The 19,367-nt window shown below is 56.9% G+C and carries 21 protein-coding genes; 10 read left to right on the forward strand and 11 right to left on the reverse strand.

The annotated features are described in order from the left end of the window. Positions 1–11: 11 nt before the first annotated feature. The gene (locus G523_RS0104505; RefSeq protein ID WP_022693839.1) at positions 12–1,067 is read left to right on the forward strand and encodes an acyltransferase family protein; all 1,056 of its coding nucleotides are present in this window, start codon (positions 12–14) and stop codon (positions 1,065–1,067) included. On the opposite strand, the gene G523_RS0104510 is transcribed toward G523_RS0104505, so the two are convergent. From G523_RS0104510 to G523_RS0104520, 3 genes are all read right to left on the reverse strand, one after another. Further along, the gene (locus G523_RS0104510) at positions 1,064–1,888 is read right to left on the reverse strand and encodes an enoyl-CoA hydratase-related protein (protein WP_022693840.1); all 825 of its coding nucleotides are present in this window, start codon (positions 1,886–1,888) and stop codon (positions 1,064–1,066) included. The two genes, G523_RS0104505 and G523_RS0104510, sit on opposite strands and share 4 nt — an antisense overlap. A 133-nt stretch (positions 1,889–2,021) precedes the next feature. After that, positions 2,022–3,005, reverse strand: coding sequence for a cobaltochelatase subunit CobS (gene cobS / locus G523_RS0104515; RefSeq protein WP_022693841.1), 984 nt, complete (start codon positions 3,003–3,005; stop codon positions 2,022–2,024). A 120-nt stretch (positions 3,006–3,125) separates the two neighbouring features. Next, the gene (locus G523_RS0104520) at positions 3,126–3,755 is read right to left on the reverse strand and encodes a J domain-containing protein (RefSeq protein ID WP_022693842.1); all 630 of its coding nucleotides are present in this window, start codon (positions 3,753–3,755) and stop codon (positions 3,126–3,128) included. Positions 3,756–3,793: 38 nt separating this feature from the next. Here G523_RS0104520 and G523_RS0104525 point away from each other — a divergent pair, with 38 nt between their 5' ends. Next, entirely contained in the window at positions 3,794–4,057 is a 264-nt protein-coding gene (locus G523_RS0104525) for a BolA family protein (protein WP_022693843.1), read from the forward strand. 3 nt (positions 4,058–4,060) lie between these two features. Here the strand turns inward: G523_RS0104525 and G523_RS0104530 are convergent, their stop codons facing one another. From G523_RS0104530 to G523_RS0104545, 4 genes are all read right to left on the reverse strand, one after another. Beyond that, complete coding sequence (locus G523_RS0104530) at positions 4,061–5,320, reverse strand: dipeptidase (RefSeq protein ID WP_051134745.1); 1,260 nt, start codon at positions 5,318–5,320, stop codon at positions 4,061–4,063. A gap of 131 nt (positions 5,321–5,451) precedes the next feature. Beyond that, positions 5,452–6,711: an HlyC/CorC family transporter gene (locus G523_RS0104535; protein ID WP_022693845.1), complete on the reverse strand. Its 1,260-nt coding sequence runs from the start codon at positions 6,709–6,711 to the stop codon at positions 5,452–5,454. After that, positions 6,711–7,829: a 3-dehydroquinate synthase gene (aroB, locus tag G523_RS0104540; protein WP_022693846.1), complete on the reverse strand. Its 1,119-nt coding sequence runs from the start codon at positions 7,827–7,829 to the stop codon at positions 6,711–6,713. Before aroB ends, G523_RS0104535 begins: the two co-directional genes overlap by 1 nt. Further along, on the reverse strand, positions 7,829–8,401 hold the full coding sequence (locus G523_RS0104545) for a shikimate kinase (protein ID WP_022693847.1): 573 nt from the start codon (positions 8,399–8,401) through the stop codon (positions 7,829–7,831). Before G523_RS0104545 ends, aroB begins: the two co-directional genes overlap by 1 nt. Before the next feature lie 83 nt (positions 8,402–8,484). Here G523_RS0104545 and G523_RS21270 point away from each other — a divergent pair, with 83 nt between their 5' ends. From G523_RS21270 to G523_RS0104565, 4 genes are all read left to right on the forward strand, one after another. Then, positions 8,485–8,619 (forward strand): hypothetical protein, encoded by a 135-nt coding sequence (locus tag G523_RS21270; protein ID WP_022693848.1) that lies wholly within the window; start codon positions 8,485–8,487, stop codon positions 8,617–8,619. Further along, entirely contained in the window at positions 8,612–10,321 is a 1,710-nt protein-coding gene (locus G523_RS0104555; RefSeq protein ID WP_022693849.1) for a hypothetical protein, read from the forward strand. Before G523_RS21270 ends, G523_RS0104555 begins: the two co-directional genes overlap by 8 nt. A gap of 1 nt (position 10,322) precedes the next feature. After that, positions 10,323–11,255, forward strand: coding sequence for a site-specific tyrosine recombinase XerD (locus tag G523_RS0104560; protein WP_233347260.1), 933 nt, complete (start codon positions 10,323–10,325; stop codon positions 11,253–11,255). Positions 11,256–11,369: 114 nt separating this feature from the next. Continuing rightward, on the forward strand, positions 11,370–12,425 hold the full coding sequence (locus G523_RS0104565; protein WP_022693851.1) for an HpcH/HpaI aldolase/citrate lyase family protein: 1,056 nt from the start codon (positions 11,370–11,372) through the stop codon (positions 12,423–12,425). A gap of 34 nt (positions 12,426–12,459) precedes the next feature. Here G523_RS0104565 and G523_RS20115 read toward each other — a convergent pair whose 3' ends face one another. Beyond that, complete coding sequence (locus G523_RS20115; protein ID WP_162141025.1) at positions 12,460–13,380, reverse strand: helix-turn-helix domain-containing protein; 921 nt, start codon at positions 13,378–13,380, stop codon at positions 12,460–12,462. On the opposite strand from G523_RS20115, the gene G523_RS0104575 reads away from it, so the two are divergent. The 3 genes from G523_RS0104575 to G523_RS0104585 all read left to right on the forward strand — a co-directional run bounded on the left by G523_RS0104575 (position 13,358) and on the right by G523_RS0104585 (position 16,353). Beyond that, positions 13,358–14,392, forward strand: coding sequence for a LamG domain-containing protein (locus G523_RS0104575; RefSeq protein ID WP_022693853.1), 1,035 nt, complete (start codon positions 13,358–13,360; stop codon positions 14,390–14,392). The genes G523_RS20115 and G523_RS0104575 overlap by 23 nt on opposite strands. A gap of 71 nt (positions 14,393–14,463) precedes the next feature. Next, a complete protein-coding gene (locus G523_RS0104580; protein ID WP_022693854.1) occupies positions 14,464–15,321 on the forward strand; it encodes an acyl-CoA thioesterase in 858 nt (285 codons plus the stop codon). Between the two features lie 183 nt (positions 15,322–15,504). Next, on the forward strand, positions 15,505–16,353 hold the full coding sequence (locus tag G523_RS0104585) for a hypothetical protein (RefSeq protein WP_155802582.1): 849 nt from the start codon (positions 15,505–15,507) through the stop codon (positions 16,351–16,353). A 68-nt stretch (positions 16,354–16,421) separates the two neighbouring features. Here the strand turns inward: G523_RS0104585 and G523_RS0104590 are convergent, their stop codons facing one another. The 3 genes from G523_RS0104590 to G523_RS0104600 form a co-directional block, all read right to left on the reverse strand. Next, on the reverse strand, positions 16,422–16,790 hold the full coding sequence (locus tag G523_RS0104590) for a bleomycin resistance protein (RefSeq protein WP_022693856.1): 369 nt from the start codon (positions 16,788–16,790) through the stop codon (positions 16,422–16,424). Between the two features lie 5 nt (positions 16,791–16,795). Continuing rightward, positions 16,796–17,983, reverse strand: a complete 1,188-nt coding sequence (gene rlmN / locus G523_RS0104595; RefSeq protein ID WP_022693857.1) for a 23S rRNA (adenine(2503)-C(2))-methyltransferase RlmN — start codon at positions 17,981–17,983, stop codon at positions 16,796–16,798. A gap of 83 nt (positions 17,984–18,066) precedes the next feature. Next, a complete protein-coding gene (locus G523_RS0104600; RefSeq protein WP_022693858.1) occupies positions 18,067–18,555 on the reverse strand; it encodes an invasion associated locus B family protein in 489 nt (162 codons plus the stop codon). 159 nt (positions 18,556–18,714) lie between these two features. Here G523_RS0104600 and G523_RS0104605 point away from each other — a divergent pair, with 159 nt between their 5' ends. After that, entirely contained in the window at positions 18,715–19,302 is a 588-nt protein-coding gene (locus G523_RS0104605) for a sigma-70 family RNA polymerase sigma factor (RefSeq protein ID WP_022693859.1), read from the forward strand. Positions 19,303–19,367: the final 65 nt, after the last annotated feature.

Here is a 19,367-nt window from a genome sequence, read left to right on the forward strand (position 1 = left end):
GGGGGAACACAGTGCGTCAGACCAATCGATATGACCTTTTAAGGTTTGTTTTTGCTGCGATTGTTTTTGGCTGCCATGTGATCGTTCTGCCCGGCTTCGGCATCTCGCCAGAGATGGAGTATTTCTTCCTTGAGACGCTTGGCCGCGTCGCGATTCAGGGCTTTTTCGTGATTTCCGGCGCGCTGGTTCTGGGGTCGTTAGAGCGTAGCTCGTCTGTCGCCAGCTATGCTGCCAAACGCACGCGGCGCCTCTATCCGGCGTATTTCGTGATTGTGATGACCTGCGCGATTGCCGCGCTCATCCTGGTGCCGGCAGCCCGCGAAGACCTTGCGACGACGGCGAAATATATCGGGTACAATCTCATCTTCCTGAATTTCCTTCAGCCGGACCTGCCGGGTGTGTTTGAAGGTCAGCGTTTCACCGCAGTGAATGGCGCGCTCTGGACGGTGAAGATCGAGGTCATGTTCTACATGGTATTGCCGATCCTCGTCTGGATGTTGAACCGTCTCGGCAAATTCCGATTTGTTCTGCTCGGCCTGATCTACATCGCCTCTGAAGTCTGGCGTATCGGGCTGGAGCATTATGGCATGACGAATGGATCTGGCATTATTGTCCAGTTGAGCCGTCAGCTTCCGGGGCAGATGAGCTTTTTCGTTGCCGGGATGCTGCTCTGGGAATTCAGAGATATTGCGCGCAAACGCTGGGCAATCGTTGCGCTCATTGGCGTTGTTGGCCTCGTTGCATCCTATCTGCCCGCGCTTGAGCCGATCCGCGCGCTGACGCTGGCATGCCTGATTGCGGCGATTGCCTTGTCACCGGGGCCTGAGCTTAATGCAGCCCGTTTCGGTGACTTTTCTTACGGCATGTATGGCGCGCATTTCCCGGTCACGCAGACGGTTATCGCGCTAGGCCTGTTCCAGACGTCTATGGCGCTTGGCTATGTCGTCTCAGCGATTGCGACGATGATAGCCGCCATCCTTCTCTGGAACTTTGTTGAGAAGCCATTCCTGCATAAGGGGAACTGGTATCTCAAAAAGTCCAAAGAGGATGAGCAGACCGCCAGTTAGCGGCCTTTGAACTCGGGTTTGCGCTTTTCAAGGAACGCGCGAATGCCTTCGACATAGTCTTCAGTCGCGGCGAGTTTTGGCTGGACTTCAGCTTCCATGTCTAGCTGGGCGTGAATGTCCTGCGTAGATGCAGCGTCAAACAGGCGGCGCACTTCCGGATAAGCTTTGGTCGGGCCGTTTGCGAGACGGGTAGCCACGGCCGAGACTTCTGTATCGAGCGCGTCATCGGCAACGCATTTCCAGATCAGGCCTTCTTTTTCCGCATCTTCCGCACTCATCTTGTCGCCGAAAAAGGCCGCAGCCATAGCTTTGGCCCGGCCCATAGCGCGTGGGGCATGCCAGCTTGCGCCGACATCCGGTACAAGACCCAGCTGGTTGGTGAAGACGAGAATGAATTTGGCGCTTTCGGCTGCGATGGTGAGGTCTGCTGCCAGAGCGAGCCCATAGCCTGCACCCGCAGCGACGCCATTTACGCGCGCAACGGTCGGGAAAGGCAGGTTCATCAGGCGCTTGGCCACCAGGTTGAAGCCGTTATGCATGTTCTGGCGGGTAAACTCGCCGCGCTCTGCTGGCGTTTTAGGGGTGCGCGCACCCGGTTTAGGGGAAAGGTCAGCGCCAGAACAAAAACCCCTGCCTGCGCCGGTGAGGATCAGCACGCGAATATCCGGATTAAGCGCTGCGTCATTCAGATGCGCATTCAGCTCTTCTAGCATTTGCGGGCTGAGGGCGTTTAGAGTTTTCGGGTTGTTCAGCGTGAGCGTCGCAATGCCTGCATCATCGACTGAAAATAGCGTCTGCGGTTCTTTTCCTACATCGCTCATGGCGTGCCTCCCTTGTATTTTCAGGAAGTGAAACACGCAGATTTTAGAGCGACAATCCGTGACGTAGCGTCGCCCGGCGAGGTTTTTTTGTTCGCCGGTGCGTTAGAAATGACAGTTCTGGAAAGGATCGCGCTTAAGCGACCTGAATCATAACTGCGCTCTCCGGCAGTTCCTGATCGAAGCAGCGCTGGTAGAATTCAGCAACAGTCGGGCGCTCGAGCTCGTCACACTTATTGAGGAAGCTCACGCGGAAAGCCTGACCGATATCACCGAAGATTTCAGCGTTTTCAGCCCATGTGATCACAGTACGCGGGCTCATAACGGTCGACAGATCGCCGTTCATGAAGGCGTTACGTGTGAGGTCCGCAAGGCGAACCATCTTATCGAGCTCTTCCTTGCTGAAGTTTGGCAGTTTGGAGCTGACAATCTCAACTTCGGCATCGTGATCGAGATAATTGAGCGTGGTCACAATAGACCAGCGGTCCATCTGACCCTGGTTGAGCTGTTGTGTGCCGTGATAGAGGCCCGTCGTGTCACCCAGACCGACAGTGTTCGTGGTGGCAAACAGGCGGAAGAACGGGTTCGGCGCGATGACGCGGTTCTGGTCGAGCAGGGTCAGGCGGCCTGAAGCCTCCAGAATACGCTGGATCACGAACATAACGTCCGGACGGCCTGCGTCATATTCGTCGAACACGATTGCGACAGGGCGTTGAAGCGCCCACGGCAGAATGCCTTCGCGGAATTCGGTCACCTGTTGACCGTCTTTCAGAACGATTGCGTCCTTGCCAACAAGGTCGATACGGGAGACGTGGCTGTCGAGGTTTACGCGGATAAGTGGCCAGTTCAGGCGCGCAGCGACTTGCTCGATGTGCGTAGATTTACCCGTACCGTGATAGCCCTGAACCATGACGCGGCGGTTATGCTGGAAACCAGCCAGAATCGCCATCGTGGTTTGCGGGTCGAACCGGTAATTCGGATCTTCTTCCGGCACATATTCCGTTCTGGTGGAGAAGGCGTCGACCACGAGGTCTGAATCAATGCCGAACACATCGCGCACGCTGACCTTCCGGTCAGGTGTGAGTGTTTCCAGTTCAGGCGCGTCAGTGATCACAGACATACAGCAGTTTCCTCAGATTTTCTGAAAGCAGTTCTAGCCCGCAAAGTCGGAAAGTCCATTCCCCAGCGAGGAAAATGGGCGCTATGTCTCACCGGATGAATGCGGGAAAGGGGGAAACCCTTAGTCGCTGCCAGTCAGGCCAGCAGCTTTCAGGGTTTTGAAGGCTTTGATCACGCGCGCAAGCTTATGCTCGGACGAGCGGTCACCGCCATTGGCATCCGGGTGGAATTTTTTGACATATTCGGAATAGCGCTCGCGAATTTCTGTCGGCCCTGCTGTTTCCGGCAGATCGAGATCTGCAAGAGCACGGACCTGGAGACGCGTACGGCCTGTCTGCTTACGCGATGCCTTCAGTGCATTTTCATCAATGCCCTGGCTGGCCGCCCACATGCGCGGATCACCGGAACGGAGCTTGGTCTGTGCGCCATTCGGACCGGTGCCGAATTTCCACGTTTTACGGTGACCGTAAGCGGCTTTCTCCGAGAAGGCTTTTGCCTGTGACTCGGTCATGCCGTCAAAGAAGTTCCACTTTTTATTATATTCTGCCGCGTGACGCTGACAGAAATTGTGGTGGCCACCGCCATGCTTGGGCGATTTGAAATCGCCGGTAGCATCGCAGCCCTTGTGTTCGCAGGTAACAGCTTCTGCTTCCGGCTCGGATTCAGCTGTACCAGACTTTCCTCGACGTTTCTTGGAAGCGCCGATAGAGATGTCTTTGAACTTTGGGCGGTATTCATACGCAGATGTCATAAAGCGATAATGCTCCGATACGCGAAAAGAGGCAAGAATTGACAAGCAGACAAAATCGAATAGAGGTGCGCCTTCGTGCCGATTTTAACCCTTCTGATCTGAAGGTGGTCGATGAATCCCATACGCATGCTGGTCATGCCGGCGCAGGGGATGAGGGCGAATCTCATTTCTATGTGGAAATTGTGTCTGAGGCCTTCGCTGGCAAGAGCCGCGTTGAAGCTCAGCGCATGATAAATGAAGCCCTGCGCGAGGAATTCGACACAGGGCTTCATGCATTACGTATGAAAACGAAAGCCGCTTAGGCGTTATTCGGTTGTCGCTGCGGCCGCCAGTTCGGCCGCATGCGCTTCAGCAGCTTCCAGAACGCGAAGCGAGTTGCCGCCCATAATATTTCCGATGTCTTCCCAGCTATAGCCTTCGTCCAGAAGGCGTTGCGTGATGGCCGGATAATCAGAGACATCTTCCAGGCCAATCACGCCGCCGCCGCCATCCCAGTCCGGGCCAATGCCGACATGTTCAGGCCCGATGACGCGAAGCGCGTGGAGGAGCTGCTCCATGAAGTCTTCAAAGTCCGCGCGCTCTGGCGGGAACTGGGCGTCGACTTCGTTCCGGCGGGCGATGTAAACTTCATATTCCTCTTCCGTCATGTCTGCAGGAGAGGTTGAGAACTCGGCGCGCATGGCACGCATGGCCGCGTCACGTTCCGGGTTTTCAGGGAATTGCTTCAGATAGCTGCCAAGCGCGTTGATCTGAATAACACCGCCATGTTCTGCCAGCGTGCGCAGGCGCTCATCATCAATGTTGCGCGGGTGCATATAGATCGCGCTTGTTCCGGAGTGCGACAGGATAATCGGCGCGCCGGACAGCTCAATCAGATCGTCGAATACGTCATCAGCTGCGTGTGATCCGTCCAGCACCATGCCGAGACGGTTGGCTTCGCGAACGAGTTCTTCACCCAGTGGAGAAAGCCCGCCATAGGCCTGCTGGATGTCTGTGCCAGAATCGGCAAACTGGTTGTTGCGGAAGTGAACCGGACCAACCATGCGCACGCCGAGATTATAGAATGTCTCAAGCAGGGAGACGTCTGTGCCCAGCGGATAGCTGTTTTCAATGCTCATCATCACGACTTTCTTGCCTTCATTGGCAATGCGTCGCGCGTCTGCGGCTGTGTCAGCCATCTCGAATTCGTCAGGGTTTGCCGCAACCATTTCACGTACGGCAACGGCGCGCATGATCGCGACATCGCGCGTCAGTTGGTAAGAGCGCTCATCCAGCGGGCCTTGCGGCGTGTAGAGCACCCACCAGCCACCGTCGAGCCCGCCTTCTTCCATACGCGGCCAGTCTACCTGAGAGTAATCCAGCGCCGCATCATGGCGCTCCATGATATCAAAGCCCGGCTGGACGAGGTTAGCAGGCGTATCAAGGTGAGTATCAAGGATGATCAGTCCCTGATGCTGTTCCATGAAATCTGGTTCTGCGGCTGGTTCCTGGCTTGTCGCTGTCTGGCAAGCCGCGAGGGCGCCTGCCGCCAGTGCGATCATAGATACTCTCAGTTTAACACCCATCAACTCTCTCCCGAACTGTTGAGTAGGGGAGATTAGAGAGATTGCGTGGCGCGTCCAGAGACGCGCAACACAATTGCGTGTGATGTGCGATTAGCGGGCTGGATTTAGCAATCCTGCCAAGCACTGAAGCATTAAACACTTTCGTCCTGTTTCACGCGCAGGGCCGTAATCTGGTTACGGGATTTGCGCAGGATATCGAACTGATAGCCATGGAAGGAGAAACGCTGGCCAGGTTCCGGAATGGTCTGTGCCTCATGGATGACGAGGCCGGCAATCGTGACGGCTTCTTCGTCTGGCAGATTCCAGCCGAGAGCCCGGTTGATATCGCGGATGGTAACAACACCATCGACATTGACCGAGCCATCCGGTTGCTGGCGAACACCCTGAACCGGAATATCGTGCTCGTCCCGGATATCGCCGACAATCTCTTCCAGAATGTCTTCCAGCGTGATCAGGCCTTCAAGCGCGCCATACTCATCCACCACGAGGGCGAAGTGGTTACGCTTTTTCAGGAAGGCATCGAGCTGTTCCTGAACGGTCAGCGTTTCCGGTACGAACCATGGTTCACGCATAATGCCTGCAATATCGAGCCCTGACAGGTCGCCATGCATAGGGGCAACGGCGCGAAGCAGGTCCTTTGCGTGCAGAATACCGACAACTTCGTCTGGATTGCCGCGATAGAGCGGGATACGCGTGTGCTGGCTGGAAAGCGCTTCCATCACGATCTCACGCACCGGCGCATCGGCATCAATCATATTGATGCTTTTACGGTGGATCATCAGATCGCCGACAACGAGGTCTTTGAGGTCCAGCGCGCCGACAAGCATGTGACGGTCAGCTGTCTCCACGCCGCCTTCGGAGTGGTGCAGGTCGATCGCGCCGCGAATTTCTTCTTCCGCAGAGACCATGCCTTCATCGGTACGAATGCCGAAAATGCGCAGCGTCACGCCGACAATTGCCTGAATGACAGCAACGATCCATCCGAGCGACTTCACGAGGAAGGTCACCGGGCCGGATACGCCCATCGCCATATTGTCCGAGTTCGAAATCGCGTATGTCTTCGGCAGAACCTCTGCGAAAACGAGTACGAGCACCGTCATTACGGCGGTGGCGATTGGAACGCCCGCGTCACCGAACATCTCAAGGAAGAGAGCCGTTGCAATGGCGGATGCCAGAATGTTGACGAGGTTATTGCCCAGAAGAATGGCGCCAATCAGGCTTTCGCGATTGGCGAGCAGGCGGTTCACCCGCGCAGCGCGTGGGTCGCCATCTTTTTCAAGGCCATGCATGCGTGCACGCGACGCAGCGGTGAGTGCAGTCTCAGAGCCAGAAAAAAAGCCCGAAAGACACAGCAGGAAAATAACGGCAGCGAATGGCCACAGTGTGGTCATCAGAGTTTCGTCTCAGCCTCCAAGAACGCGCGGAGCGGCGCAATTTCTGCTCCTTTTTGCACAAAGGACTTACCAATCCCTTCCGCAAGGATCAAAGTTAGTGATCCCGATTCTACTTTTTTATCCTGGAACATGTGTTCCAGAAGCTCTTCAGCCTCGAAGCTGCCCGTATTGAGGGCGCTGAGGGTCGGCGCGAGGCCGGATGTCTCGAAAAGGCGTTCGGCGCGCACAACATCTTGTCCCGGGCAGATGCCCAGCTCGCGGGAATAGCGGTATGCCATACACATGCCGGTTGCAACGGCTTCGCCATGCAGAACGCTTCCGTCAAATCCGCGCGCTTTTTCAATCGCGTGCCCGAATGTGTGACCAAGGTTCAAAAGCGCCCGTCGGCCGCGCTCGGTTTCATCCGCCGATACAACATCAGCTTTGGATTCGCAGGAGACTTTCACGGCATTCGCCAGCGCGTTTACGTCGCCAGACAGAATATCCGGTGTGGCAATTTCCAGATGCTCGAAGAAGTCCGGGCGGTCGATCAGGCCGTATTTGATGACTTCGGCATATCCTGCGCGCCATTCGCGTGGTGGCAGGGTTTTCAGAAGCGAGATATCGGCCAGCACCAGAGCGGGCTGGTTGAACAGGCCGATAAGGTTTTTACCAAAGCTGGAATTGATTGCGGTTTTGCCGCCAACCGAGCTGTCTACCTGCGAAAGCAGCGTTGTCGGCACCTGCACAAATGGCATGCCGCGCTTCATCAGACCTGCTGCCAGACCGGCCAGATCGCCGATCACACCGCCGCCAAAGGCGATCAGCACGTCATTGCGCTCCGCCTCATGGCTGATCATCCATTCGAGAACCGACTGGAGATTGGCAAAAGATTTCGTCGCCTCACCAGCAGGCAGAATATTGGCAATCGCTTCAATGCCGCCGGTCGCAAGGTGAGATTTCAGAGCGTCGCCATGGTTGTCCCAGACATTCTCGTCCGTCAGAACGAAAACGCGGCGCGCACCATTTTTTACAATGCCGGAAAGGCGCGTGGCGATGGAGGATAAAACCTCGCCGCCAATCACAATATCATAGGAGCGATCTGCCAGATCGACACGAACCAGAGTTTCAGACATCAGCTTTGCGTATAATCCTCAAGCGCTTTCAGGATCGCATTGACTGCTGTCGAATGCGGTCCTTCGCGGCTGTCTACCACGATATCGGCCTCTGCATAGACAGGGTTTCGTGTTTCCAGCAGATCAGCGAGACGCTGTTTCGGGTTTTCGGTCTTCAGAAGCGGGCGTCCGTCTTTCCGGCTGACACGTTTCCAGAGCGTTTCAAGGTCGGCGCGCAGCCAGATTGTGACGGCATGCTGTTTCAATGCCGCGCGAATATCCGGGTTCATGAAAGCACCACCACCGGTGGCCAGAATATGCTGCGGGCCTTCTAAAAGGCGCTCAATCACGCGCTGTTCGCCGCGGCGAAACTCGGTTTCGCCATGTACTGAGAAAATATCAGTGACAGACAGGCCTGCAGCCAGCTCGATCTGTTCGTCGCTGTCATAAAAGGGGAGGTCCAGCGTATCGGCAAGGCGTCGACCAACGGACGACTTACCCGCACCCATCAGACCGATGAGTGCAATTGTTTTGCCGTTTGCCACTTTCTGGGCAGATTCTTCAGTATCAGTAGGCACTTCACTTATGCGCATCTGATTTTGCGCCTCCACAAAACTCGCGATTATACATAAAGGTGAGGTGCAGCAAATATGATGCAAGGCGATAAAGGTTTGAAATGCGAGCTTTCCTGATCATTCTCGTTCTGGCGGTTGTCCTGATTGGCGGCGCTATCTTCTGGCTGGCTGACAGTGCGGTGAAAAATCCACCGTCGAATGGCGAGCAGCGTATTGAGGTGGAACTCGATGTTTAAACAGAGCCTGACGGCCATTGCCGCCGTGCTGGCGGTAAGCGCTGTGCCGGTGACGGCTTCGGCGCAGAGTTTTCTTGAGAGTACCGGACTCGGTGATATCGACCCGTGGGGTGTCGGCACAATTTCCCGTGCTGACGGCGCTCTGCCACTCACTATGTGGGAAGGCAGCACGACCGAAGATCTTCTGCCGCTCTTTGCGCGCCTCAACCCACGCGGCCTGACGCCAACCATGAACACCTTCCTGCGCCGCGTGCTCTTATCGCCGTCACGCGCGCCTGAAGGGGCCGGTGCGGATCAGCTTCTTGCCCAGCGTATGCGCCTGATCTGGAGCCTTGGCGAACTTGAGGCCTATGAAGAGATTGCGCGTCAGCTGCCAGACGCAGATGGTATTTTGTCAGCGCGTGAAGCGCGGATCGAAATGCAATTCCTGCGCGGTAACCTCGCGTCTGCCTGCTCAAACGTTCGCGCGTCCACTGAGGCAAACGCCTATCTCTATGCGGCACGTGCTGGCTGTTTTGCGTTGGAAGGCAATTATTCGTCCGCCAATCTCGCGCTGGAGCTTGCTGCAGAACTTGGAACGCCTGATCCGTGGATCACCACAGCAATCGGCGCGATGCAAACCATGCCAGCCGAGCCTACAGAGCGTGATATTGAGCGCCTGCCTGCCGCAAGTTTTGCCTCCGGCCTGACAACGGCATTGTCGCTTGCGGGCAATTTCCCTGTCCGCGACGAAAGCTTTCAGGGGCTGAACCCTGGCTTTGCTCGCGAAATTTCTGGCCGTAACGACATTTCCCGCGCGCTTCGCATCCAGATGGCGGATGTCGCGACGTTTGCTGGCCTGATGACAACGCAGGAGCGGTCTTCTGCGTATCGCCTCGAGCCGGTTCCGGCGCCTCCATTGCCGGTCGCGGGTGAAGCACCGGCCGAAACTGAAGAGACGGATGCGCCAGACATTAATGCGCCTGTAAACGCGCTTGATGAGGCGCTTCAACTGGCCGCCGATCGCGGTACAGAAGAAGCTGATCTGGTTGTCGCGATCCGCCGCGCGCTCGCGCAATCGGGGTCAAATACGGTTCATTTCTCAGAGAACGCCAGACTGCTTCTGCCGGTCATGACGCGTCTTCGTGATCTTGATGCGCTCGATCAGAATGGCGAATACTTCGCTATTGCAGCTTTTGCTGCGGGTGATCAGCGTCAGGCGACCCGTTTCCAACGCGTGTCAGAGATTGAAGGCGGTCCGGAGCCGGACCTCTTCCTGAAAGCCTGGGTGGATGGTCTTCGTGTTCTGTCCGGAACCGACCGGTCTCCGGCGTCTGCGCGTCTTGCTTCGACCCAGCTTGCGCAAGCTGCCAGCGGTGATGGCCAGACGGCTGCCGCAGCAGAGCTTCTCTATTCGCTTTTGATGGTGGACGGCGTGCTGTCACATGAAGCGCGTGATTTCCTGTCTGGATCGGCAGGCGATACGCTTTCAGAAGGTGACCAGCTGGATATCCAGACGCAAATCCTCCTCACATCCGGTCTTCGTGGCGGTTCAACGGGTGAGGGACTTCTGCGTCTCGTCAGTGCGCTGGGCCGTCGCCCGGATACATATGCGCCGGAAGATATTGTCGACGTGATCGAGCTGTTGCGGGCAACCGGTTACACGACCGAGGCGCGCGCGCTCGCGGTTGAGGCGCTTGGCTTCCACCAGATCAGGAATTGATGTGACACCGGACGATCGCTCCCGGATTGATGCCTATCTTGAAATGCAGGCGGTCGAACGGGCCGCCTCGGAAAATACGCTGGCGGCCTATCGGCGCGATCTGAAAGATGCGGCCGCCTTTCTCGCTACGCAGGGCACAGACCTTGCCAGCGCCGACCGCGAAGATCTGACCGCCTATCAAAGGGCGCTGTCTGATGAGGGCTTCTCGGCGGCAACCATTGCACGGCGTATTTCTGCGCTTCGCCAGTTCTACCGGTTTGAAGTGGAAGACGGCTTGCGCGATACCAATCCCGCGCAAGGCTTGTCGTCTCCGGATGCAACACGGCATGTCCCGAAGGTTCTCTCCCGCGATGACGTGGCCGCTTTGCTGGCCGCCTGTGAAGGCGAGGATAGCAAGAATGTCCGCGATCTTTGCATTCTGGAACTTGTCTATTCGGCAGGCCTGCGCGCCTCAGAAGTCTGCGCACTGCCTATGGCGGCGCTTCACACTGTGCGTGACGGCTATATTCGGGTGCTGGGTAAAGGTCAGAAAGAGCGGCTTTGCCCTGTCGGCGGCCCCGCGCAGCGCGCGCTGGACGAGTGGCTGATCGAGCGTCCCGCGCATCTGCCTAAAAAGAACCGGGAAGCGGCAGAGCGGTTCGTCTTCCCATCAGGCGGTGCGGACGGGCATATCTCGCGGCGCACACTGCAGAATATTATCCGCGACCGGTCTTTGAAAGCGGGGCTCAACGCGGCTGATATCTCCCCGCATACGCTGCGCCATGCGTTTGCCACTCATATGCTGCAGGGCGGGGCGGACCTTCGAACCGTGCAGGTGCTGCTTGGCCATGCCGATATCTCAACCACCCAGATTTACACCCATCTTCTGACCGAAGATCTGGCAGACATGCTTGCTGCAGCGCACCCGCTGGCGCAGTCATCCCGCAAGAAATAACCCATAAAGGCGCGGTGTTTCCGGTGATCTGGAAATTTTCCCTTCACATTGCAGTGCAGCAGACATAGTTTCCCCCTCAAATACAAAACATCTTCAAATCTCGGGGAACACAGTATGTCAGCGACGAAACCGCCACAGCAATTCTACAAAGCACTCGCTATTGGTGCGCCAGCGCCGCTTCGTGAGCAGCCGGTGAATGTAGAGCGCATGATCCACTTTGTGCCGCCGCATCTCGATAAAGTGCGCGCCAAGGTTCCGGATATGGCGAAGAAGGTCGATGTGATCCTCGCAAACCTTGAAGACGCGATCCCGGCAGATGCGAAAGACGCTGCGCGCGCTGGCGCAGTTGAAATGGGTAAAACCGTTGATTTCAAAGCTTCCAACACAGGCTTCTGGTCCCGCGTAAACTGCCTGAACTCGCCATGGTTTCTGGAAGACGTGACCACGCTTCTGGCGGAAGTCGGCGATGCGCTGGACGTTCTGATGATTCCGAAGGTTGAAGGCCCGTGGGATATTCACTTCGTTGACCAGCTTCTGGCGCAGCTCGAAGCCAAGCACGGCATTAAAAAGCCGATTGGCATTCACGCGATTCTGGAAACAGCCGAAGGCGTGAAAAACGTTGAGCAGATCGCGCTCGCGTCTCCGCGTATGCACGGCATCTGCCTTGGCCCGGCTGACCTTGCAGCCTCCCGCAAGATGAAGACGACCCGCGTTGGCGGCGGTCACCCATTCTACCGCGTGATTGAAGATCCGGTCGAAGGCCGCGAGCGCATGAATGCGCAGCAGGACCCTTGGCACTACACCATCGCGCGTATGGTTGATGCCTGCGCGTCTGCCGGTATCAAGGCGATGTATGGTCCGTTCGGCGATATCTCCGACCTTGAAGCTTGCGAACAGCAATTCCGCAATGCCTTCCTGCTCGGCTGTGACGGTGCATGGTCACTTCACCCGAACCAGATCGACATTGCGAAAAAGGTCTTCTCACCAGACCCTGATGAAGTGAAATTTGCGGCACGTATCCTCGAAGCTATGCCGGATGGCACGGGCGTTGTGATGCTCGACGGTAAAATGCAGGACGATGCGACCTGGAAGCAGGCGAAAGTCATCGTCGATCTGGCGAAACTCGTCGCCCAGAAAGACCCTGAATACAAAGAAGCCTACGGGTTTTAATTTAGCAGAAACGTACAACAGAAGCCCCGCCGGATCAGGCGGGGCTTTTTTGTTTGTGCTGAACGCCAGTCCTCTGCCTGTGCAGGGCGGCAGGTGTAAGGCCGGACATGGCTTTCACATCGCGCGCCATATGTGCTTGATCTGAAAACCCGAAGTCATAGGCAAGGCCCGCCCAGTCAGGCGTTTTGAAGCGCATCGCGGTCTGGACGAGTCTCTGATGACGCACATAACGCGCATAAGCTTTGGGCGAGAGGCCGATCCGGTCTGCGCTGACCCGCCTCAGCGTTCGCCCTGACATATCTGCAAATTCTGTCAGTGCGTTGATCTCCATTTGCCCGTTATGCTCACGAATGGCCTGTAGCGCCGCAAACATGCCGCTCATTGCCGGTGCAAGTGTCTCGATCTGACGGGAAATGAGGCGTAGCAATGCCTCTGCAATTGTCTCTGCCGCTGCGCCGCTCTCAGCCAGCTTGCGCAAATGACTGCACGCACGCACTAAATGCTGCGGCCAGTCCGGATTGGTATCTGAAATCTCCGATGGCCTGAGGCTCAGCAGAGGGATCGCATATTCCGGGAAAAGCCGTGCGGCGATAATCTCCAGCCCGTGTGGCGTGTCCTGAGAGACTGGCTCCGTTACCGGCCCGAGCACGCGAAGCGAGACATCGTCCACCGTGCCGTCAGCGCCAAACCGGCGGAACACTGCAAGGCAGGTTTTCCAGTGGCCGGTGAGTGTCTGGCGCGACAGCGTTCGGCCCGCCCCGCCATAAATCCATAGGCTTTCCACGCCGCGCGGCAGGTCTTCGGGCCTGTCATTCCAGCGATACTCGCCCAGTGGGTCGCAAAACGGCAGGCAAACCGAGCCGTGGCCGAAATCTTCAATACGCGCCGCACCGAACATGCGAGCGAGCCTCTCTAACGAAGGAGAGACCGACATGCTGTATCGACTGGCCTGCATTATCTGCGCCTCGTGTATTGCCCTGAGCGCGCCTGCACTTGCTGAAACCGGCGCGCATGAAGAGCTGATCATAACCGAAAACGGCATCACATGGCTCGACCTTCCAGATCACAAAAACGGCACTACGAGTTTCGAGCTCTGGATGTCGCCGGGGCGGGCCTTTACCGGATTTCTGTTCCGCGCGCCGGACGCGCAAAACGGTGAAATCCTCTATCTGCGCCATCACCAGCAGGGCAATCCGGACGCGTGGCAGTATCACCCGCGCTATAACGGGCATCAGGCGTATCAGATCTATCAGGGTGAAGGTTTTGCGGGTGTGACGAACGTCACCATGGGGGAATGGGTGAGCGGAGAGCTGGTCGTGTCCGATGATCGGGCTATTTTGCGCGTGAATGGCGAGGTCGTCGCGGCAGTGGGCGACCTCATCCGTGACCCTGAGTCCGGACAGATTGGCGTCTGGGCGCTGCGTGGTGAGCGTCGCTTTCGCAATCTGAGCTTCTCATCTGAGGTCGAAGACATTTCAGCGCTCGTGCCGCCCCCGCAAGAGCAGGTCTCGTCAGAAGGCCTCATCGCAGACTGGTCATTCAGCGCGTCAGTGTCTGCAGAGGTGGCGGTTAGTCCCGAAGGTGTTGTCTATGAAAACGCGCTGTCTGCAGGCCATAGAGGGCTTGTGGATATGAACCAGCTTACGCCGCTCTCATCAGAGGCGAACACCATCTTCGCCTCCGTCACGGTGACGTCGCCGGAGCCGCAAATGGTGCTGCTCGATCTGGCATTCTCCGATAAGGCCAGCGTTTTCCTGAATGGCGAGCTTTTATACTCCGGAACGGATGTTTTCCTCACGCGGGACTACCGCTTTCTCGGCACGGCGGGCTTTAACGATACCGTGCCGCTCTACCTGAATGCAGGCGACAACCAGCTTGAAATCGCCGTCACAGAACAGGAAGGCGGCTGGACAATTGGCGGTACTTTGCGCGGCGGTGAGGGCGTGACGACGCGTCTTCGCGACTAGCGGCCCAATCGACCGGCAATTCCCTAAGGAGAGGCTTGCGCGGTGCGGGTTAAGCTGACTATCTCCAGCTCATGACGACTACATCTGATACGACCCGTTTCTTTGATCTCGACCCGACTGATGACCCGAACAAATGGACGCTTGATGTCTCCATGGGTATTTCGGTTGGCCCGCCAAAGCATAAATTCCTGTTTGGCGGTGTCGGCCTTGCCTCTGCGATCCGCGCGCTGGAGCTCACCCATGAGCGCCCGCTGATCTGGGCGACGGCGCAATATCTCTCCTTCGCCCAGCCTGGCGAGACGGTGAATGTGGATGTACGCGCAGCGACAGAGGGCAAGAATATCACGCAGGCGCGCGTGCTGGGCCATGTGGGTGACCGCGAGATTTATACCGTCAATGCCGCTGTCGGTTCGCGCGGCAAAGAGCTTGATCACCAATGGCTGGAGATGCCGGATGTTGCCCCGCCAATGGACTGTGAGGCGCTGCCGCGCTTCCGCCCCAAGGTGGATGACGAGCCGGATGATCTGCAGCAACGCCTGCATACCCGCGTTGCCCATGGCCGTTATGGCAAGAAGCGCAATGAGGGCGGCCTGTCAGAAGATGGCCGCGCCGTGCTCTGGTCTCGCCCGATGGACCCGAACACGCCGATTGATGCGACGATGCTGGCTGTGATCGCGGACTTTGTGCCGGGCGCAACCGGCAATGCTCTGGGCCTGCAGGCGGGCGCAAACTCGCTTGATAACACCATTCGTATCCGCAAGATTGTACCAACCGAATGGGTGTGCGCAGACCTGCATATTCAGGGCATTCATGATGGCTTTGTGCATGGCGAGGCGCGCTTGTTTGCTGAAGATGGCACGCTCATGGCCGTCGCCTCACAGTCCGGCATTGTCCGCATCTGGGATGAGAACGGTAAGCGCTTTAAGTGAGCGGGTGAAACCCGCTCATCCCTGCGAAGGCAGGGATCTCGTCAACACAAGCACCGAAGATGCCCATGCAGGTGGGTATCCAGTCTTAGGCCTCAACATCTAAGCATGGGTTCCCGTTTTCATGGGAACCTGCGTGTCAAAAACCTTATCCAACCCTGGCTCCCCGACGCCATAATCGGCCTCATGACAGAAGAGGCCTACACCCTGCATCGCGTGACCGCGCCAGCCACTGACCCATCCGGGCCAGCGGCGTTTGCAGAGGACATAAAGGCGCTTCACACCCGCGCTGCCGCGCATCTGGATGCGCATCTTCATCCCAATCCACCCGAAACCTATAACGAGCCATGGACGCAGATGGAGCATATTTATGCGCGGGGGCTTCGCCAGTTCATCGCGCTGGCTGAGTATGCGCTGCGCTGTTTTATTCTGGTTCTGGCTGGCGAGCTTCTTGGCACTGAGAACGGGCGCAAAGAGGTAGAAGCCTATCTTGACCGGCCAGAGCGCGAGCCGCCGCGTAAACGCCCCTATTCCATCTTTGCCGAACATCAGGAAAAACGCCCCGCACAGGGCAGCTTCACTGCATTTGCGCCGCGCGCCTCAGCGCCGCGCAGGGGTAAGCGTAGCCCGCGCCCGTTTGAGCCCTATGACTGGCAGGTCGTTGATTGTTCGCGCCTTATGCGGCGGCTGGAGCGCTTGCCGGATGCCATCGCAAACGCAGAGGCGCATGCCGCCCGACTTGCGGCGCATATTCTCTCTGGTGCCTTCGTGCTGAGCGAAGAGGAGCTTACCGCCCCGCGCATCAGTGTCATCACAAGCGAACGCGCAGGCGCAGGCCTTCGAACCGCAGGTGACAAACGGGGCCGGGCACAAACAAGACACCCTACCTATCCCGGCTTCTTCCGGTGTCTGCAGCATTGGTATCCGCCGCCCGATGTGATGGAGCGCGCCGATGACAGCGCGCGCAGCACACTTCTCTCCCTGCACTATAAAGCAACAGAATCCCTAGAAATTCTGCACACCCGATTGGCCTGAGGCCTTTCGGGGCAAGGACGATTCGGCGAATTCGCTGAGAAGGTATTTTTAGAGAGGGTCGCGGTATCTTACGGCTGATACGATTCATCGATACAGCGGATGAGGCTGCTATCCGGATCGGTCATGTAAAACAGTCTGATACCATGAGGTTCTGTACGAATTTCACTCAGGCGTAGCCCCGCGCGCTGGGCATCGTCAAACGGCGCGGCTGAAAATTCAGAATGCATCGCGTCGAGTTCTGTCGTGCGAAAACAGACGCTGAACCAGCTCTCCTTGGGATCAATGCCCATTGGAAAAAACTCGACGATCAGTGCGTCGCGTTTGAGGATCATCCAGCCCTTGTCGCGATAACTTCGTTTGAAACCGAGCGCGCCATAAAACGCTTCCGTGCGGTCAAAATCTGCGCTCGGAAGGTTAGGGGTCGCGATCTCAGGCATGTTGGCTATTCCGCTGCTGTGCCTTCAGCTGCAGTTTTCGCTGCCAGTTCCGCTTTACGGCGATCTGAGGCTTTCTGCTTGACGCTCTCAGAACGCAGCTGACCACAGGCAGCGAGAATATCGCGGCCACGCGGCGTGCGGATTGGCGATGAATAGCCTGCACGGTTCAGAACTTCGGCAAAGTTCTCAATCGTCTCCCAGTCAGAGCACTCATATTGAGAGCCCGGCCATGGGTTGAACGGGATCAGGTTGATCTTTGCCGGTGTGCCACGCAGCAGGCGCAGAAGGTCTTTCGCCTCGGCAACAGAATCGTTCACGCCTTTGAGCATGACGTATTCGAATGTCACTTTCTTGGAGTTGCCGAGATCCGGATATTCACGGATCGCCTCGAAAAGCTCTTTCAGCGGGTATTTCTTGTTGATCGGCACCAGTTCGTTGCGCAGATCGTCATTCGTCGCGTGAAGCGAAATGGCGAGCATCGCGTTTGTGCGGCGGCCAAGCTCTGGAATGAGCGGCGCGACACCGGCTGTAGAGACGGTGATACGGCGACGACCGAAGGAAATGCCCTCATTATGGCTGATCGTGTCGATCGCTTCAGCGACATTGTCGAGGTTATAGAGCGGCTCGCCCATGCCCATGAAGACGATGTTGGTCAGCTTGCGGTTCTCGTTCGAGGTCGGCCATTCTTCCAGCGCGTCACGTGCAACCATGACCTGACGGACGATCTCTGCCGCGGTCAGGTTACGAACGAGCTTCTGCGTGCCGGTATGACAGAAAGAACAATTCAGCGTGCAGCCAACCTGAGAGGAGACGCAAAGCGCGCCTGCACGGCCGACATCCGGAATGAAGACGGTTTCAGCCTCGGTGTTGGGGCCATATTCGATCAGCCATTTGCGCGTGCCATCAACAGAAACCAGCGCCTCTGTGATTTCAGGGCGTTTCAGCTCGAACCAGTCTTCGAACTCTGCGCGCTGCGCTTTGGCAATATCGGTCATGCCGGAGAAATCGCGGACACCGTAATGATACACCCAGCGCCAGAGCTGGCGTGCGCGCATGTTGACCTTTTTCGGCTCAATGCCGCGGTCTTCAAGCGTCTTTTTAAGCGCGTCAAAACCAATCCCTGCGAGGTTTTCTTTAACGCAGGAAGCACGGTCGGCGTTTGCCGCGTGTGAAATGTCGAGGCTCTGGGTCAATGTATCAATCTCCGGAAGACCGGCCTGATATCATAAAAGGCCGGACCGGCCAAATCCCGAGTTCACAGATCAGCTATGAGTGATCAGCTACACAGAGACCGGGCGCGGTCGATTGCGCCGGATGAACCGGCCAGAGAGAAATGGTAAGCCACTTCAGTGTCGCGTTCGGATACGGCTTCAAGGCGAAGTTCGGAGCCACGTTTGATAGCGTCTTCAATGGCGCGCTCGTCTGAATTGTTCGCGAAGATTTCGTTGCGGGCCGTGTACATCATCCATGAACGACCGCCGACTTCAGCTGTCGCGGGCAGGTCTTCACGGAAATTGAAGTTAGCGCGCAGGCTGGCCTGTGGCAGCTGGGAATTTCGGAAATAGGTCACGAAGAAGACCACGTCGCCATGCTCCACATTGCGCGGCGCAAGGTCTTCGGCGCGCGTGGCGGCAAAGCAAACGGACTCGCCGTTTACAATGTCCTGATAGACGGTCCAGTCGCGAAAAGCGCCTACATATTCAAAGGCCTGCGCTGGCAGTACTGTGGATGCGAGCAGGGTGAAAGCTGCGACAAACCGCTTCATTCTGAAATCATTCCCTCTTTAGTCGTTAAAGACTAGCGTAAACTTGTGACGTAGTCGTTAATATGATCTGTACGCAACAAGGTTCCAACCTATCTGTGCAGTGGCGATCTTTCTGTTAAGGTCGAAAACGCGGTTTAGTAAGTTTCTGGGAGGTATGTCTTGCTCGATCCGGTTCCGAACAAGCCAGGATTGGGTAAGAGCGAGCGCGAGGCCTTTGCGCTTGCGTTGCGCGATATTGCCGAGAGCAAATCCAAAGGCGCCTTCCGTCTTCTGTTTGATTATTATGCGCCCCGCCTTAAGAGCTTCCTCATGCGTCTGGGTGCCGACGATATGCAGGCCGAGGAGATCGTGCAGGAGGTCATGGTCACTGTCTGGCGTAAGGCTGAACAGTATGATCCAGCACAGGCTTCGCCGACGACCTGGATTTTCCGCATCGCCCGTAACCGGCATATTGATGCCTTTCGTCGTCAGCGACATCTGGACGCCCAGCCTGACGAACCCATGCTTTCTCCGGCTGAATTGCCCGAGCCTGAAGAAAGCTACCAACTCCTCGAGATCGAGGAGAATGTACGAGAGGCGTTAAAGACGCTTCCGGACGAACAGGTGGAACTTGTCAGGGCGTCTTTCTATGAAGGTTTGTCCCATTCGGAGATCGCTGAACGCAAGCAACTGCCATTAGGTACAGTAAAATCACGAATCCGACTCGCCTTTGAAAGACTTCGATCCACATTGAGTAGGGAATTATAGAAAAAAGGCCGAACAAGGCTGAAACTACGGGCATTCCGGCTGACGTCGGACACGAAATTGTTGGA

Source organism: Ponticaulis koreensis DSM 19734 (genome assembly GCF_000420665.1).
GTDB classification, from domain to species: domain Bacteria; phylum Pseudomonadota; class Alphaproteobacteria; order Caulobacterales; family Hyphomonadaceae; genus Ponticaulis; species Ponticaulis koreensis.